Genomic DNA, 17109 nt, shown 5'->3' with positions numbered 1-17109 from the left:
CATGATCCCGCTCTCAGTCCTCGACCTCTCCGTCGTCACCACAGGCACAAGACCCGCCGCGGCGCTGCACAACAGCATCGATCTGGCGCGTCATGTCGATGGGCTCCGCTATGTCCGCTACTGGCTCGCCGAGCATCACAACCTCGCCTCCGTCGCGAGCCCCGCGCCCGACGTGATGATTGGGCAGATCGCGGCGGTGACGAAGCACCTCCGGGTCGGCTCGGGCGGGGTGATGCTGCCCAACCACGCGCCGCTGGTCGTGGCCGAGCGCTTCAAGATGCTGGAGGCGCTGTTTCCCGGCCGCATCGACCTTGGCCTCGGCCGCGCGCCCGGCACCGACGGCGCCACGGCTTACGCGCTCAGAAGCCGGCTCGACCGTCGCGAGGGCGACGATTTCCTGGAGCGGCTGCACGAATTGATCCTGTGGCAGACCCGTGAATTCCCCGCAGGGCATCCCTATCACAACGTCGATGCGATGCCCGACGACACGCCGTTGCCGCCGATCTGGCTGCTCGGCTCCAGCGACTATTCTTCGGAATTGGCGGCCCAGGTGGGCATGGGCTTCGCCTTCGCGCATCACTTTGCCTCGCATGACGCGATCGATGCGATGGTGCATTACCGCAACCGATTCCAGCCCTCGGCCTGGAGCACGGCACCACACGCGATCCTCGCAGTCGCTGTGATCACTGCTGACACCGATGAAGAGGCCGAAAAGCTCGCCACGTCCTTCGACCTCAACCGGCTGCGCCGCGACCGCGGTCAATATCTGCCGCTGCCGAGCGTCGAGGAGGCGCTGGCCTATCCTTACTCCGACTCCGAACGCACTTCGATCCTCCGCAACCGCTCGCGCCTGTTCGTCGGCAGCCCTGCAACGGTGCAGCGAAAGCTGCAGCCGCTGTTGGATGCGAGCAAACCGGACGAGCTGATGGTGATCACGGCCGTGTATGACCACGAGGCGCGGAAGAGATCGTATTCGCTGCTGGCAGAGGCGTTCGGGCTGGCCAAGCAGGCGGCGTAAGCGAGCTATTCCATCGTCGCGCGGAACGGGTGGCCCGGATACACGCCGACGATGCGGAATTCGCGCGAGAAGAATTTCAGTTCCTCGATCGCGAAGGCAAGGCCCTTGTCGTCGGGGTGGCCGTCAACGTCGGCGTAAAATTGCGTGGCGAAGAAATTGCCATCGACCATGTAACTCTCGAGCTTGGTCATGTTGACGCCATTGGTGGCAAAGCCGCCGAGCGCCTTGTAGAGCGCGGCGGGAAGGTTGCGCACCCGGAAGACAAAAGTGGTGACCAGCGGGCCCGAACCTTGCGCCGCCCATTTCGGCTCGCGCGCCAGCACCACGAAGCGCGTGGTGTTATGCGCCTCGTCCTCGATGTCCTCGGCGAGAATGTCGAGGCCGTAGATCTTTGCGGCCAGGCGCGAGGCGATCGCGGCGACGGTCTTGTCGTTGCGCTCGGAGATGTCGCGGGCGCTGCCGGCGGTATCGGCGTGCACGATCGGCTTGATGCCGAGCTTGCGGATGATGCGCCGGCACTGACCGAGCGCATGGACATGGCTCTCGACGCTTTTGATGTCTTCGAGCTTGGTGCCCTTGATCGCCATCAGCTGATGGCGGACCGGCAGAAACCATTCGCCGATAATGAAGAGGCCGGAGGCGGGCAGCAGATGGTGGATGTCGGCGACGCGGCCTGCGACCGAATTCTCGATCGGGATCATGCCGAGATCGGCCTCACCCGACGAGATCGCGGACAGCGCGTCCTCGAAGGTGGCGCAGGGCATCGGCTCGGCGTCGGGATAGGCCTCGACGATGGCGATGTGGGAATTGGCGCCAGGCTCGCCCTGGAATGCGATTTTCAGCTTGCTCATGACGGGCCTTGTAACAGCGGCTCAGGATTTGGAAAGGATGCTGCGGGCGGTCTCGAGATCCGCCGGCGTGTCGACCCCGCGGGGCACGGTATCGACGATGGTAAAATCGATCCGCATTCCGGCTTCCAGCGCCCGGAGCTGTTCGAGCTTTTCCTGCAATTCGAGCGGCGAGGGCGGAAGCCGGACGTAGCGCTCCAGCGCGGCGCGGCGATAGGCGTAGAGGCCGATATGGTGGTAACGCGGTCCGTCGCCGGTCGGGGCGGTCGCGCGGGTGAAATAAAGTGCGCGCATCCGCCGGCCGCCCACCGAGGTCCCCACCGCCTTCACGACGCTCGGCGCGAGGTCCTCCTCTTCGGTGTGGATCTGCGAGGCCAGCGTCGCGATGTCCACGGCCGGATCGTCCAGCGGCGGCAGCACCTCGCGGATGTTGTCGATCGTGATGGTCGGGAAGTCGCCCTGGAGATTGACCACGATCTCGGCCTTGCCCGACGGGTCCAGCTTCTGCATCGCCTCGTGGATGCGGTCGGAGCCGGAGGGGTGGTCGGAGCGGGTCATCACGGCCTCGCCGCCATGAGCTGATACGACGGACGCGATCTCGGCCGTGTCGGTCGCAACTGCCACCCGGCCGATACCGGCGGCCTCGGCGCGCCGCATCACATGCACGATCATCGGCAGGCCCGCGATGTCGGCGAGCGGCTTGCCGGGCAGGCGGGTGGCGGCCATGCGGGCCGGGATCACCACCAGGATGCGAGGGTCGGTCATTGGTTCAAGGGCTTGGGTTCAAGGGCCTGGAAACGGGACGTTTTCCGCGTTGAGAAATGGAATGGGGATGGCCTGAAAGCCGGGTCGCTTATACGGGTTGCCAGACCCCGGGCAAACCGATATCTCAATGGCAAAACTCGGGGAAACATAAGGAACGCTTGATTCTCCCGAGGCTCGTCCTGGCGGCCTTTTGGGCCGCTGTTTCCTTCTTGCGGTGTGGGGCCTGGCCGGAAATGGACTCTTTCGAACTCAATAAAATCATGGGTGCCGTGCTTGGTACCTGTCTCTTCCTGCTGGTGACCAGCTTCACCGCCCAGGCGTTGTTCTCGCCCAAGCTGCCGGAAAAGCCGGGCTTCGAGATCGCCGTGAAGGAAGACGCCGGCCACGGCAAGGAAGGCGGCGCGGCCGCCGCACCGTCAGAGCCGATCGAAAAGCTGCTCCAGACCGCCTCCGTCGAGAAGGGCGCTGCCGCTGCCAAGAAGTGCGGCGCCTGCCATACCTTCGAGAAGGGCGGCCCGAATCGCGTCGGTCCGAACCTCTATGGCGTCGTCGGCGAGGCCAGGGGCCAGGGCCGCAACGGCTTCAACTTCTCGGCCGCCATGAAGGGCAAGGGCGGCAACTGGACGTTCGACGACCTCAACAAGTTCATCGCCAATCCGAAGGGCTTCATCCCCGGCACGGCGATGGGCTTCGCCGGCATTCCCAAGGATTCCGAGCGCGCCGACGTCATCGCCTATCTGAATTCGCTGTCGGAGCATCCGGAGCCGCTGCCGACGGCGTCGAAGTAACGCCTCAAGCACAGATCTTGGACGATGCGGCCAGGCTGAAAGCCTGGCCGTTTCCGTATCCAGGCCTCGCGGTGAGTTTATCGGGGCGTTTGGCCGCATCCGACCATGCCGACGGGGCTCCCAACATGAGGAAAAAGCAACATATTTGGTCGAAACCTCGCCTATATTGAGCCTTTAAAGGGGTAACCTCCTTCAAGACCAGGGATGTTGATTTGGCCATTACCCGACGTGATCTCCTGCTCACCGGCACAGCTGCCGTAGCGCTCCCCGCTTTTGGTTCCGTGATTGGCGCGGCTCAGGCGCAATCCACCGGCGAGGCGGCTTCGAGTGCGCTCCCCTGGCGCCATGCCTTGTCGCTGTTCGGAAAGGTCAAGTATCCCGCCGACTTCAAGCGCTTCGACTACGTCAATCCGGACGCGCCCAAAGGCGGTGTCGCGCGCCAGATTGCGGTCGGCACCTTCGACAATTTCAACATCGTGGTCTCAGGGGTGAAGGGCCAGGTCGCCGGCGCGGTCGCATTCATCTACGAATCCCTGCTCACGCCCGCGCTCGACGAGGTCTCGACCGAGTACGGCGCGCTTGCCGAAGCCGTCAGCCACCCCGACGACTTTTCCTTCGTCTCATATCGCTTGCGGCCGCAGGCCAAATGGCACGACGGCAAGCCTGTCACGGCGGACGACGTGATCTTCTCGCTGGATTCCTTCAAGAAGCATCACCCGATGTACTCGGCCTATTACAGCCATGTGGTGAAAGCCGAGAAGGTCGGCGAGCGCGAGGTGAAGTTCGTGTTCGATGCGCCGGGTAACCGCGAACTGCCGCAGATCGTCGGGCAACTCACGGTGTTGCCGAAGCACTGGTGGGAAGGGACCGACGCACAGGGGCGCAAGCGCGATGTCTCCGCCACCACGCTCGAAGTGCCGCTTGGTTCGGGCCCCTACAAGGTCAAGGAATTCGTCGCCGGACGGTCGATGACGCTGGAGCGCGTCAAGGACTATTGGGGACGGGACTTCGCCGCCAATGTGGGCCGCAACAATTTCGACGAGCTGCGCTACGAGTATTTCCGCGACGCCACCGTGGCGATCGAAGCCTTCAAAGCCGATCAGGTCGATTGGCGCACCGAGAACAGCGCGAAGAACTGGGCGACAGCCTATGACTTCCCGGCGGTGGCGGAAAAGCGAGTGATCCTCGAGGAGTTCGCAAATCGCAGCTCGGGCGTCATGCAGGCCTTTGTTCCGAATCTGCGCCGTTCCAAGTTCAGCGATCCCCGCGTGCGCCGTGCGCTCAACTACGCGTTCGACTTCGAGGAGATGAACAAGCAGCTCTTCTACGGTCAGTACAAGCGCGTCGGCAGCTATTTCGACGGGCTCGACGAACTGATGGCGACCGGATTGCCGCAGGGCAAGGAGCTCGAGATTCTCGAGACCGTGCGCGCCGAAGTCCCGCCCGAAGTTTTCACGAAGGCTTACACCAATCCGGTTGGCGGCAGTCCCGAAGCCGTGCGCGACAATCTGCGCGAGGCGCTGCGCCTGTTCAAGGAGGCCGGCTACGAGGTGCGTGATCGCAAGCTGGTCGATGTCAAGACCGGTGCGCAGTTCACCATGGAGCTGCTGAATCAGGATCCGAGCTTCGAGCGTGTCACGCTGTTCTACAAGCCGTCGCTGGAACGGCTCGGGATTGCCGTGAGCGTGCGGACGGTCGATCCGACCCAATACGAGAACCGGACGCGCGAATGGGATTTCGACGTCGTCACCAACTCCTGGGGCGAGTCGCAGTCGCCGGGCAACGAGCAACGCGAGTTCTGGTCGTCCAAGACGGCCGATATTCCCGGCTCCCGTAATATCGCCGGCATCAAGAATCCGGCGATCGACAAGCTGGTCGAGCGGCTCATCTACGCCAGGGATCGGGACGATCTCGTGGCGGCTACCAAGGCGCTCGACCGTGTGCTGCTTTGGAATAACTACGTCATTCCGCAGTGGACCTATACGAAGGTGCGCACCGCGCGCTGGGACCGTTTTGGCCGCCCGGCGGAATTGCCTAAGTACGGTCAGTCCGGCTTCCCGTTCGTCTGGTGGTACGATTCAGACAAGGCAGCGCGGATCGCAAAGAAATCGTGAGGGACACTCCCCGCATGGTGCAGCTTTCACGACGGCATGTGCTGATTCTCGGCGCCGGCGGCGCCCTCAGCGCAGCCGTGCCGCGTGGCGCGGTGGCTTCGGACGTGCCGGCCGAAGCTCATGGCATTTCGGCGTTCGGCGATCTCAAATATCCCTCCGACTTCCATCATTTCGACTACGTCAATCTCGATGCGCCGAAGGGAGGCATGTTCTCCCTCATTCCGTCGGTGCGCGCCTACAATCAGTCCTACCAGACCTTCAACTCGCTCAATGCCTACATCCTGAAGGGCGACGGCGCGCAGGGCATGGACATGACGTTCGTGCCGCTGATGGTGCGGGCAAGCGATGAGCCTGACGCAATGTACGGGCTTGCTGCCAGATCCGTGCAGATATCGCCGGACAGGCTGGTCTATCGCTTCACGATGCGGCCCGAGGCGAAATTCCACGACGGCACGAAGCTCACCGCGCACGATGTGGCATTCTCGTTGACGTCGCTGAAGACCAAGGGCCATCCGCTGATCATCGTGCAGATGCGCGACTTCGTCAGCGCGGAAGCCCTCGACGATGCGACGCTCGTGGTTACCTTCGCCAAGGGACGTGCGCGCGACGTGCCGCTTTATGTCGCGAGCCTGCCGATCTTCTCGAAGGCCTATTACGCGTCGCGTCCGTTCGATGAATCGTCGCTGGATATTCCGCTGGGCTCGGGCCCGTACAAGGTCGGCAAGTTCGAGGTCAATCGCTACGTCGAGTTCGAGCGGGTGAAGGACTGGTGGGCTGCCGATCTTCCGGTGTGCCGCGGCAGCTACAATTTCGATGTCGTGCGCTACGAGTTCTATCGCGATCGCGATGTCGCTTTCGAAGGCTTCACTGGCAAGAATTATCTCTATCGCGAGGAGTTCACCTCGCGCATCTGGGCGACGCGCTATGATTTTCCTGCCGTGAAGGACGGTCGCGTCAAGATGGAGGTCGTGCCCGACGATACGCCGTCCGGCGCGCAAGGCTGGTTCATCAACACGCGGCGCGACAAGTTCAAGGACCCTCGCGTGCGCGAGGCTCTGATCAATGCCTTCGACTTCGAGTGGACCAACAAGACCATCATGTACGGGGCCTATGCCCGCACCGTGTCGCCGTTCCAGAACTCCGATCTCATGGCAGGCGACGCGGCTCCTTCGCCGGAAGAGCTGAAGCTGCTGGAGCCGTTCCGTGGCCAGGTCCCGGACGAAGTGTTCGCGGCGCCATTCGCGCCGCCGGTCTCGGACGGCTCCGGGCAGGACCGCAGCCTGCTCCGCAAGGCGCAGCAACTGCTGACCGAGGCCGGCATGCCGATCAAGGACGGCAAGCGGGTGCTGCCGAACGGCGAGGTGTTCAGGATCGAGTTCCTGCTGGATGAGCCGTCGTTCCAGCCGCATCACGCGCCTTACATCAAGAACCTGGGTACGCTCGGCATCGAAGCGAGCGTGCGTCTCGTCGATGCCGTGCAATACAAGGTGCGCCAGGAAGACTTCGATTTTGACATGACGATCCAGCGCTTCAGCATGTCGGCGACGCCGGGCGATGCCATGCGCTCGTTCTTCTCCTCCCAGGTCGCGGCAACCAAAGGCTCCTACAATCTCGCAGGCATCGCCAGCCCGGCGATCGACGCCATAATCGAGAAGATCATGGCGGCCGACAGCCGCGAGGAATTGACCATCGCCTGCCGCGCCTTCGATCGTCTGTTTCGCGCCGGCCGCTATTGGGTACCGCAATGGTATAACAAAACGCACCGGCTCGCTTATTGGGATCAGTTCGGCCATCCGCAGAAGCTGCCGCGTTACGCCAATGGCGTCGGCGCTCCCGATATCTGGTGGCATGACCGCGCCAAGGCAGCCAAGATCGAGCAGGCGAAATAATCATGAGTGCCTATATCGCCCGCCGCATCCTGCTGATGATCCCGACCCTGCTCGGGATTCTCTTCGTCTCCTTCATCGTTGTTCAGTTCGCGCCGGGCGGTCCGGTCGAGCGGGTGATTGCGCAGCTCTCGGGCGCTGACACCGGCGGAACCTCCCGCATTTCGGGCGGTGGCGATTTCGCGCAACGTGCGCCGGGACAGGTCGGCGCCGGCGCAGATGCCGTCAACTCGAAATATCGCGGGGCCCAGGGCCTCGACCCCGATTTCATCAAGAAGCTCGAGGTGCAGTTCGGTTTCGACAAGCCGGCGCCGGAGCGCTTCGCGCTGATGGTGTGGAATTTTGCCCGCTTCGACTTCGGCAAGAGCTATTTTCGCGACGTCAGCGTGCTCCAGCTCGTCAAGGAAAAGCTGCCCGTCTCGATCTCGCTCGGCATCTGGCTGACGCTCCTGACCTATTTGATCTCGATTCCGCTCGGCATCCGCAAGGCGGTCAAGGACGGGACGCGCTTCGACACATGGACGTCGTCCGTGCTCGTGCTGGGCTATGCCATCCCCGGCTTCCTGTTCGCGATCCTTCTGATCATCCTGTTTGCCGGGGGCTCGTTCTTCAACTGGTTTCCGCTGCGCGGACTGACGTCGGACGGCTGGTCGGAGTTTCCCTGGTACTGGAAGATCATCGATTACTTCTGGCATTTGACGCTGCCGCTGATCGCCATGGGGCTTGGCGCGTTCACCACCATGACGTTCCTGACCAAGAACTCGTTTCTCGACGAGATCCGCAAGCAATACGTCATGACCGCGCGCGCGAAGGGCTGCAGCGAGAACCAGGTGCTCTACGGCCACGTCTTCCGTAACGCGATGCTGATCGTCATCGCCGGCTTTCCCTCTACCTTCATTCACGCTTTCTTCTCGGGCTCGCTCCTTATCGAGACGATCTTCTCGCTGGACGGGTTGGGGCTGCTCAGCTTCGAAAGCGTTCTCAACCGCGACTACCCCGTCGTGTTCGGCACGCTCTTCATCTTTTCGCTCGTCGGTCTCGTGGTCAACCTCATCTCCGACCTGACCTACATGTGGATCGATCCGCGGATCGATTTCGAGGCGCGGGAGGTCTGATGACGCTGACCGCTCCCACTCCGATCGACACCACCTCCAAGTCTCCGCTCGGGGATGCCGTGCCGATCACGCGCAAGCCGTTCGTGCCGTCGCCGCTCAACAGGCGGCGCTGGCAGAATTTTAGGGCGAACCGGCGTGGCTACTGGTCGCTCTGGATATTCATGTTCCTTTTCGTGGCCTCGTTGTTCGCCGAGCTGATCGCCAACGACCGGCCATTCCTGGTCAAGTTTGACGGTCATCTTTATTGGCCGGCCTTCGTGACCTATTCCGAAACGACCTTCGGCGGCGATTTCGAAACCGCAGCCGACTATCGCGATCCCTATTTGCAGAAGCTGATCAAGGAGAAGGGCGGCAGCATCGTCTGGCCCCTGATCCGCTACTCCTACGACACCCATAATCTCGACTTACCGACGCCCGCGCCCTCGCCGCCGACCTGGATGTTGACCGAAGCGCAGTGCAAGCCTGTGGTCGAGAAGAAGGGCCTCAAGAGCTGCCGCGACCTCGAATACAACTGGCTCGGAACGGACGATCAGGGCCGCGACGTGATCGCGCGCCTGATCTATGGTTTCCGTATCTCGGTGCTGTTCGGCCTCTGCCTGACCATCGTCTCCTCCGTCGTCGGCATCGCCGCCGGCGCGGTGCAAGGCTATTTCGGCGGCTGGATCGATCTGCTGTTCCAGCGCTTCATCGAGATATGGACTGCGATCCCTTCGCTCTATCTGCTGCTGATCCTTTCCTCGGTGCTCGTGCCCGGCTTCTTCGTGCTTCTCGGTATCCTGCTGTTGTTCTCCTGGGTCTCGCTGGTCGGCCTCGTGCGCGCAGAATTTCTGCGCGGGCGCAATTTCGAGTACATCCAGGCGGCGCGGGCACTCGGCGTGTCGAATGCCGTGATCATGTTCAAGCATTTGCTGCCGAACGCCATGGTCGCGACGATGACGTTCCTGCCGTTCATCGTCTCCTCGTCGGTCATGACGCTGACGGCCCTCGACTTCCTCGGCTTCGGGCTGCCGCCCGGCTCACCGTCGCTCGGCGAGCTGCTGGCGCAGGGCAAGTCCAACGTGCAGGCGCCCTGGCTCGGCTTCTCCGGCTTCTTCTCCGTCGCGATCATGCTGTCGCTTTTGATCTTCATCGGCGAAGCCGTGCGCGACGCCTTCGATCCGCGCAAGACCTTCAGGTAGACGATGGACGCGATCAATCAACCCCTGCTCAGCGTGAGTGACCTTTCGGTGGCCTTCCACCAGGGGGCGGCACGACGCTGGCGGTCGACAAGGTCTCGTTCCAGATCAAGCGCGGCGAGTGCCTGGCGCTGGTCGGCGAATCCGGGTCCGGCAAGTCGGTCAGCGCGCTTTCGATCCTCAAGCTGTTGCCCTATCCGAATGCCTCGCATCCTTCGGGCAGCATCCGCTTCAAGGGACGCGAGCTGATCGACCAGTCGGAACGAGAAATGCGGGAGATCCGCGGCAGCGACATCTCCATCATCTTCCAGGAGCCGATGACCTCGCTCAATCCGCTGCACACGATCGAGGCGCAGATCGGCGAGATCATCCAGCTGCACAATCCGACCAGCAATGCCCTGGCACGGAAGCGGACGCTGCAATTGCTGACGCAGGTCGGCATCCCCGATCCTGAGACGCGCCTCAGCAGCTATCCTCACCAGCTCTCGGGGGGCAGCGCCAGCGCGTGATGATCGCGATGGCGCTTGCCAACGAACCGGACCTACTCATCGCCGACGAGCCGACCACAGCGCTCGACGTGACCGTGCAGGCGCAGATCTTGGCACTGCTTGCAGACATCCGCGCGCGGCTCGGCATGAGCCTGCTCTTCATCACCCACGATCTCGGCATCGTGCGTCGCATCGCCGATCAGGTCTGCGTCATGAAGGGCGGCGTGATCGTCGAGCAGGGACCGGTCGAGCAGGTCTTCAAGACTCCGAAACATCCGTACACGCGGGACCTGCTGGCGGCGGAGCCGAAGCCGGATCCCGCGCCGCCGCAGCCGGACGCGCCCGTGGTGATGTCGGCCGACGATCTGAAGGTATGGTTTCCGATCAAGCGCGGCCTGATGCGCAAGACGGTCGGTCACATCAAGGCGGTCGACGGCGTCAGCCTCGCCGTACGCAAGGGCGAGACACTTGGTGTCGTCGGCGAGATCCGGTTCGGGCAAGACGACGCTGGGGCTCGCATTGTTGCGACTGATCTCCTCGGACGGACGCATCGTGTTCCTGGGCAAGGACATCCAGGGCCTGCGCTTCAAGGAGATGCGGCCTTTCCGGCGCGACATGCAGATCGTGTTCCAGGATCCATTCGGTTCGCTCAGCCCGCGGATGTCGATCGCGGACATCATCGCCGAAGGTCTCTCGGTGCACCAGCCGACGCTGTCGCGCGAGGAGCGCGAGGCGCGCGTCGTCAAGGCGGCTCGAGGATGTCGGGATGAAGCCCGACACCCGCTACCGCTATCCGCACGAGTTCTCGGGCGGGCAGCGCCAGCGCATCAGCATCGCGCGGGCGGTGGTGCTGGAGCCGGATTTCGTCGTGCTGGACGAGCCGACCAGCGCGCTCGACATGTTGTTCCAGGCGCAGATGGTGGACCTGTTGCGTGAGCTCCAGCGCAAGCGCGAGCTCACCTACATGTTCATCTCACACGATCTGCGCGTCGTGGCCTCGCTCGCGAGCCATCTCATCGTGATGCGCGGCGGCAAGGTTGTCGAGGAAGGCCAGGCGGCCGAGTTGTTCAAGAACCCCAAGACTGACTACACGCGCGCGCTGTTTGCGGCGGCGTTCCGGCTGGAGACGGCAGGGAACGGGTCGGTCGCAACCTGATCTTGCGTGATCGCGATCACGGCGGCGGAGCGTTCGCCACGACATTCTGTACGCATGGGCGCGAGGCGGTCTCGCGACAGCGACAGGAGTGCAGAAATGACGTTCACTGCAATCGAAGCAGGGGCGATGCGCGAGCTATCCGCGATCGAGCTCGACGGGGTCGTCGGGGGCGCGGCTCCGCGGGGAGGCTACGGCCATGTTTACGACGTACCGCCGCCGCCGCGCGTCGTGAATGCGCCCGTATTGGGTGGCGGCGGCCCGACGAACCTGCCGCAGTTGCACGCGTTCTGAGGCGAACCGGCATCGACGACGCGGGTAGGGCGGGCGATGGGTTTTCGCTGCGCTCTACCCATCCTGCGAGGTGTCGCTAGAGCCGCTTGATCGCGACGACCTCGCTGCCGGCCGCCTTGATCCGCGCAAGCGCCGGCTCGATCGGCTCGATCGCCGTTGCCATATGATGCGCGTTGGCGTGGACCATGGTGCCGCCGTCGCGGACGATCGCGACATGGCCCTTCCAGAAGATCAGATCGCCACGCCGCAAGCTGTTGCGCTCCTGCGGCTCCAGCGCGCGGCCGAGCCCTGCCTGCTGCATGTCGCTGTCGCGGGGACAGCCAATGCCTGCGGCGGCCAGCGATATCTGCACCAGGCCCGAGCAATCGATGCCCAGACTGCTTTTGCCGCCCCAGAGATAGGGCGTGCCGACGAAGCGCTCGGCGACGGCGACGAAGTCCGGCTCGCGATGATCGAGCGGCGCAAGATGCGTACTCGGCAGAAAGGCGCCGTCGGGCGTCACGGCGAAAATGCCGTCCTCGCGCGCCATCGCGATTTTGGAGCCAAGCACCAGCGCATCGGCCGGCGTCAGCTTGATCGAAGGTCCGGGAAAGGCAAACGTCCGTAGCGCACTGACGACGTGGGTCGGGGTGGCCGATGGCTTCATGAGCGCCGCATCCGGCAGCCAGCCGACATAGCCATCGCCGGTGAGCTGGCCCCAGGCCCAGCCCTCGCCGTTGCGATCATAGACAGTGACGCGCTCGCCTCGCAGCGCCTGCGTCATCAGCATGGCGGCTCGAGGACGGCTGCTCGCGCACAGGCGCGATCGGTTCGACCACCTCGAACTCCTCGCCGGTGACGAAGCGGTCCGCTTTCACCTTGCCTTCGAGGTATTTCGCGGCGAGGTCGCCGCGTGCCGGCGTCAGCCTTGCATCGATACTTGCGTCGATTCCTGGATCATGCATAGCGCTCACTCAGCAATGCGTAGATGGCGCGCGCGGCCTGGCATTCGCCGCCTTCGGGCCGCGCCGGCTTCGCCGACGGCGTCCAGCCGTAGATGTCGACATGCAACCAGCTTCTGGCCTGCTCGACGAAGCGTTGCAGGAACAGCGCGCAGATGATCGAGCCGGCAAAGCCGCCGGACGGCGCGTTGGTGATGGTGGCGGTCTTGGAGTCCAGCCACGCATCGTAAGGCGGCCACAGCGGCATGCGCCACAACGGGTCGTTCTCCCTCACCGCGCAGCGTGCGACATCGGCAGCAAGCGTCTCATCATTGGTGTAAAAGGGCGGTAAATCCGGCCCCAGCGCGACGCGTGCGGCGCCGGTCAATGTGCCGAGGTCGATCAGGAGGTCCGGCGTGTCCTCGTCGGCCAGCGCCAACGCGTCGGCGAGCACGAGCCGGCCTTCCGCGTCGGTGTTGCCGATCTCCACCGTGATGCCCTTGCGCGAGGTGAAGATGTCGAGCGCTCGGAAGGCGTTGCCCGCGACCGCGTTCTCGACCGCCGGAATCAGCACGCGCAGCCGGACCTTCAGCTTGGCGTCCATCACCATGCGTGCCAGCGCCAGCACGCTGGCGGCGCCCCCATATCCTTCTTCATGATCAGCATGCCGCTCGACGGCTTCAGGTCGAGCCCACCGGTGTCGAAGCAGACGCCCTTGCCGACCAGCGTCACCTTGGGGTGAGCCGGATCGCCCCAACCGATGTCGATCAGCCGCGGCGCGCGGTCGGAGGCCATGCCGACGGCGTGGATCAGCGGAAAGTTCTTCTCCAAATCCTCGCCGATGGTGCAGGCGAAGCTTGCGCCGAATTCGGCCGCGAGGTCCTGCGCGGCTGCAGCCAGCTCCGCTGGCCCCATGTCGTTGGACGGCGTGTTGATGAGATCACGCGCCAGCATCGCGGCATCCGCGATGCGATCGATCTCAGCCGCATTGACGCCATCAGGCGGCACCAACCGGACGTCGGGCCTGTCAGCCTTGCGGTAGCGCGCGAAGCGGTAACACCCCAGTGCAAAAGCGAGCGCCGCCAGCCGTGCATCGTGCGGTGCATTGGCAAAGCGGTAAGTGCCCGGCGGCAGCAGGCCAGGCAGCGTGCCCGGCCTGAACAGGTCCCGCGATCTGGCGTCGTCGTCCTCGAGGCCGAACAGGATCTGAGCAATCGCGCCGTCTGGCGCTGGCAGCGCAAGATAGCCGCCCGGCTTGGCGGTGAAGGCGCTGGCGGTCGCAAACTGGCGCTGCGCCGGCGGCAGTGTCTCGCGCACCGCATCCCAACTCGACCTGGTGACGAAAGTGATCGGGATGGCGGCGGACGATGTCTCGAAGAGTGAAGGCATTGGCGAGTCCAAACGGGTCATACGAACGGACGAGACTTCGCAGAGTTTTGCCGCGGCCGCAATCGGCATTGCTGTCACCATGCGGCGAGCCGCTACTCGCGGCAAGGTGGCCATGCTAGGCTCCGGCAACGGTTGCCGGATCTACTGAAAATTGCGCAGGAGACCGCCGGCGACCGAAGACGGAGCCTGCCGGGAGGAAATGCGATGGAATTTGTGTGGAGCGTGGTCACATTCATCGGCCAGGCCGTCGAGGCGATCTTCGGCTATGTCGAGCATCACCATTGGATCTTCGTATTCCTTGCCGGCGGTTACGTCTTCTATCTCCACGACCGCTCCGTCCACGCGCGGTTCGATGCGCTCGACAAGCGCGTCGACGAAATCCGCAAGCGGCTTGCCATCGAATATTGATCGGGCGAGATGACCGTCGCCCGGCGATCTCGTATTCCTTGCTTGAGAACTGCCGTTCACGAGAGCGCGGCCGCAGGGCTTTACTAGCGCTACGGTTGTGGCATTATCGGTGAATATTATAGATTGTGCTACGCCGTTCTGCACGTCGAGCGCAAGGACGCTGCGGCAAACGGATACGCACCTCAGTCGATACCCACCTCAGTCGATAGCAGCCCGAACTCGTTCATCTAAGGCATTTCCCTCAATCGTTTGGGCGACGCAGCATTCGCAATGGGCGGCGCAAAATGGATAGATCGTTCGTCATTGCGCAGATCTCCGACCTGCATCTGGACGGGTCAGGCCGGCTGCTTGCGGCGATCGAGGCGCTCAGCGCCGAGATCGGCCAGAGGATGGCGGCCTTTGCCGATGCTCCCGACCGCATTCTGCTGATCACGGGCGATCTCGTGGACGACCCGACGCCCCGCGCGCTCGACGAAGCGCTCGCCGTCATCGCGTCCTTCCGGCAGACCGGCCTGTTCACCGACATCCAGGCGATTGCCGGCAATCATGACATCAAGCGTCCTAACCAGCGCGCAGGCCTCCACGACGCCTATGATTACCTGCATCTGCCGCGGACCTCGAAGAGTGTCTACTACCGCCAGGCCGGCCTCGATCTGGTGTTGCTGGATTCCAACCGGGCGAGCCTGACGACGCTCGCGAGCGGCAATGTCGACGAGAACATCTACCAGGCGATGGTTGCGGACTCCGCGCGGCTGAGCGTCGAGCTCGCAGGCAGCATGGGTTCGGCCGGACGTGCCGATTTTGCCGAGCCGGCGGAAGACCTGGTGCGCGTGCTCGCGATGCACCATCATCCGTTGCCGCAGGCGACCGGAGAGGGAAAGCGGTTTCTCGGTGTGCCCGACGAGCCGCTGATGTATCTGGCATCGCCCGCGACCTTCCTCGAGGCGGCAACTTCGCTCAACGTCAATCTGGTCCTGCACGGACACCGGCATGTCGAGGGATTGGTCCGCTATTCGATCCCCGATCCGCGCGCGACATGGAGCAAGAGCAGTGAAGTGTTCTGGCGCACGATCTATGTGCTGTCCTGCCCGTCCTCGACCGGGCAGGGCGGTGACGATGCCGGTTTCAACATCATCCATTTTGGCCCTTGGTCTCATGCCGGCCGCACCGAGCATCGGTTCGCGATCACCCGCTACTCGCGGTCGCGCAACGATGGCGCCTTCAGGCCGCTCGACTCGAACCTGCCGGACGGCGTCATCAGGCTGCCGGCAGGACGGGATTATTCCCGTGATCCGGCCGTCCAGTCGGCGATCGAGATCGGCTCATGCACAACGCTGAAGCGGGATCAGGTCGTAACATTCGCCCGCCGGCTCTTGAGCCACCGCGCCTTCTATGCGGACGGCGAGGTGGACTGGGCGAGCGCGCTCTACGTCTATCTCGTCACCTCACAAGCCTGGGGTGATCTCGAGGGCAAGGCCGCGAGGTCCGCACGCAAGCACAACGTCGCGGCGCTTGCCACGACGAAATTGCTGCTGCGCCGATTGATCGAGCTCTCCGCTGAGGTGCTCGGTATCGATCGTGCTCAGCTCGACGAGCTTCGTACGAAGCGTCTGCTTAATCGCGACGATCTCCGGCGCGAGTGGTCGGCGCGCCGCGCGCGGAAATCGACGTCGCAGAGCAGCTGCGACGAAGGCTGCAATTGCTGCGGGATCTGGACGGCCATGTGAGAGCGATCGGCCCGGACCTCGGCCTTGGCGGCGACCCGCCGCCGCAGACGCCGCCGTGAAAGAGCGCAATATACTGCGTTAACCGGCCGTTAGGGTTAACAGTCTATTGCTTGCGCGTTCGGCTCGATCAATCGGCTCGAGAGTCAAAGCGTCATGCGTCAACGGTTCAGTCTTGTCCGGCTTCTCGCGTCCACCTCGCTGGTTGCGGTGGTGGCCATGGGCCTCGGCGGCTGCACGGCCATGTCGAAACTCTCCGATGTCACGGGCTCCGTCGGCCCGCGGGCGGAGGCCGCTCCGACCGATCCCGCGCGCGCCGTCGAAATTTATGGCGAGCGCTATCGTGCCAATCCCAAGGACGCCGACGCGGGGCTCGGCTACGGCCAGGCCTTGCGCGCCAACGGCCAACGCGCCCAGGCAGCCGCCGTGCTCGAGCAGGCGACCATCGCCAATCCCGGCAATAAGGCGCTGCTCGCCCAATACGGCCGCGCGCTTGCCGACAACGGTAATTTCCAGCAGGCTTTCGACGTGCTGTCGAAGGCGCACTCGCCCGACAATCCGGACTGGCGCCTGCTCTCGGTGCAGGGCACCGCGCTCGATCAGATGGGTCGTCACGAGGAGGCACGTTCCTATTATGCGAGCGCGCTGAGAATCGCACCGGGCGATCCCGGCGTGCTCTCCAATGTCGGCTTGTCCTACATGCTGTCGAAGGATCTGCCGAAGGCCGAGGAGGCGCTGCGGCAGGCCTACGCGTCGCCGCGCGCCAGCAGCCGGGTGCGGCAGAATCTCGGTCTCGTCGTCGGCCTCCAGGGCCGCTTCGCCGAAGCCGAGACCATCGTGAAGGCCGACCTTCCGCCCGACCAGGCCGCGGCCAATGTCGCCTACCTCAAGGACATGCTGAGCCGCAACGACGCTCCGCGCGGTGCGCCGAAGCGGACTCCGGTTGCCTCGCTCAGCCAGCTCGACTGATCATCTGATCTTCCACGCTGGAGGCAGCTTGCGGACCGCGCGCGCTCCGCAGGCG

At 63.8% G+C, this 17109-nt stretch carries 12 protein-coding genes and 3 pseudogenes; 11 read left to right on the top strand and 4 right to left on the bottom strand.

The genetic code is table 11. The annotated features are described in order from the left end of the window. Nucleotide 1: 1 nt before the first annotated feature. Nucleotides 2-1018 (top strand): LLM class flavin-dependent oxidoreductase, encoded by a 1017-nt coding sequence (locus tag ACQ86E_RS10115; protein WP_431205256.1) that lies wholly within the window; start codon nucleotides 2-4, stop codon nucleotides 1016-1018. A 5-nt stretch (nucleotides 1019-1023) separates the two neighbouring features. Here the strand turns inward: ACQ86E_RS10115 and ACQ86E_RS10110 are convergent, their stop codons facing one another. Both ACQ86E_RS10110 and ACQ86E_RS10105 read right to left on the bottom strand, forming a co-directional pair. Beyond that, nucleotides 1024-1869, bottom strand: a complete 846-nt coding sequence (locus tag ACQ86E_RS10110) for a prephenate dehydratase (protein WP_431205255.1) — start codon at nucleotides 1867-1869, stop codon at nucleotides 1024-1026. A gap of 21 nt (nucleotides 1870-1890) precedes the next feature. Next, nucleotides 1891-2631 carry a 3-deoxy-manno-octulosonate cytidylyltransferase gene (locus ACQ86E_RS10105; RefSeq protein WP_431205254.1) on the bottom strand — a complete coding sequence of 247 codons (741 nt, stop codon included), beginning with the start codon at nucleotides 2629-2631 and terminating at the stop codon, nucleotides 1891-1893. A gap of 233 nt (nucleotides 2632-2864) precedes the next feature. Between ACQ86E_RS10105 and ACQ86E_RS10100 the strand changes: the two genes are divergently transcribed. The 7 genes and pseudogenes from ACQ86E_RS10100 to ACQ86E_RS10070 all read left to right on the top strand — a co-directional run bounded on the left by ACQ86E_RS10100 (nucleotide 2865) and on the right by ACQ86E_RS10070 (nucleotide 11644). Next, nucleotides 2865-3419 (top strand): c-type cytochrome, encoded by a 555-nt coding sequence (locus ACQ86E_RS10100; RefSeq protein WP_431205253.1) that lies wholly within the window; start codon nucleotides 2865-2867, stop codon nucleotides 3417-3419. A gap of 212 nt (nucleotides 3420-3631) precedes the next feature. Continuing rightward, nucleotides 3632-5533 (top strand): extracellular solute-binding protein, encoded by a 1902-nt coding sequence (locus ACQ86E_RS10095; protein WP_431205252.1) that lies wholly within the window; start codon nucleotides 3632-3634, stop codon nucleotides 5531-5533. A 14-nt stretch (nucleotides 5534-5547) separates the two neighbouring features. Next, complete coding sequence (locus tag ACQ86E_RS10090; protein WP_431205251.1) at nucleotides 5548-7422, top strand: extracellular solute-binding protein; 1875 nt, start codon at nucleotides 5548-5550, stop codon at nucleotides 7420-7422. A gap of 2 nt (nucleotides 7423-7424) precedes the next feature. Then, nucleotides 7425-8534, top strand: a complete 1110-nt coding sequence (locus ACQ86E_RS10085; RefSeq protein WP_431205250.1) for a microcin C ABC transporter permease YejB — start codon at nucleotides 7425-7427, stop codon at nucleotides 8532-8534. Further along, a complete protein-coding gene (locus ACQ86E_RS10080; protein WP_431205249.1) occupies nucleotides 8534-9712 on the top strand; it encodes an ABC transporter permease in 1179 nt (392 codons plus the stop codon). The genes ACQ86E_RS10085 and ACQ86E_RS10080 overlap by 1 nt, the downstream gene beginning before the upstream one ends. A gap of 3 nt (nucleotides 9713-9715) precedes the next feature. Beyond that, nucleotides 9716-11353 (top strand): annotated as a pseudogene (locus tag ACQ86E_RS10075) (ABC transporter ATP-binding protein). Between the two features lie 96 nt (nucleotides 11354-11449). Then, nucleotides 11450-11644 carry a hypothetical protein gene (locus ACQ86E_RS10070; RefSeq protein WP_431205248.1) on the top strand — a complete coding sequence of 65 codons (195 nt, stop codon included), beginning with the start codon at nucleotides 11450-11452 and terminating at the stop codon, nucleotides 11642-11644. A gap of 76 nt (nucleotides 11645-11720) precedes the next feature. On the opposite strand, the pseudogene ACQ86E_RS10065 reads toward ACQ86E_RS10070, so the two are convergent. Together ACQ86E_RS10065 and ACQ86E_RS10060 are read right to left on the bottom strand one after the other, a co-directional pair. Continuing rightward, nucleotides 11721-12588: pseudogene (locus tag ACQ86E_RS10065) on the bottom strand (C40 family peptidase). After that, a pseudogene (locus ACQ86E_RS10060) lies at nucleotides 12581-13953 on the bottom strand (leucyl aminopeptidase family protein). The pseudogenes ACQ86E_RS10065 and ACQ86E_RS10060 overlap by 8 nt, the downstream one beginning before the upstream one ends. A 204-nt stretch (nucleotides 13954-14157) precedes the next feature. On the opposite strand from ACQ86E_RS10060, the gene ACQ86E_RS10055 reads away from it, so the two are divergent. From ACQ86E_RS10055 to ACQ86E_RS10045, 3 genes are all read left to right on the top strand, one after another. Then, nucleotides 14158-14361 (top strand): hypothetical protein, encoded by a 204-nt coding sequence (locus ACQ86E_RS10055; RefSeq protein WP_431205247.1) that lies wholly within the window; start codon nucleotides 14158-14160, stop codon nucleotides 14359-14361. Between the two features lie 284 nt (nucleotides 14362-14645). Continuing rightward, entirely contained in the window at nucleotides 14646-16088 is a 1443-nt protein-coding gene (locus ACQ86E_RS10050) for a metallophosphoesterase family protein (protein ID WP_431205246.1), read from the top strand. Nucleotides 16089-16241: 153 nt separating this feature from the next. After that, nucleotides 16242-17054, top strand: coding sequence for a tetratricopeptide repeat protein (locus ACQ86E_RS10045; RefSeq protein WP_431205245.1), 813 nt, complete (start codon nucleotides 16242-16244; stop codon nucleotides 17052-17054). Nucleotides 17055-17109 lie beyond the last annotated feature (55 nt).

It is taken from the genome of Bradyrhizobium betae (assembly GCF_050632175.1).
Classification (GTDB): Bacteria; Pseudomonadota; Alphaproteobacteria; order Rhizobiales; family Xanthobacteraceae; genus Bradyrhizobium; species Bradyrhizobium betae_B.
Note: the sequence above shows the minus strand (reverse complement) of the source record. Positions and strands in the feature narration are given on the sequence as shown.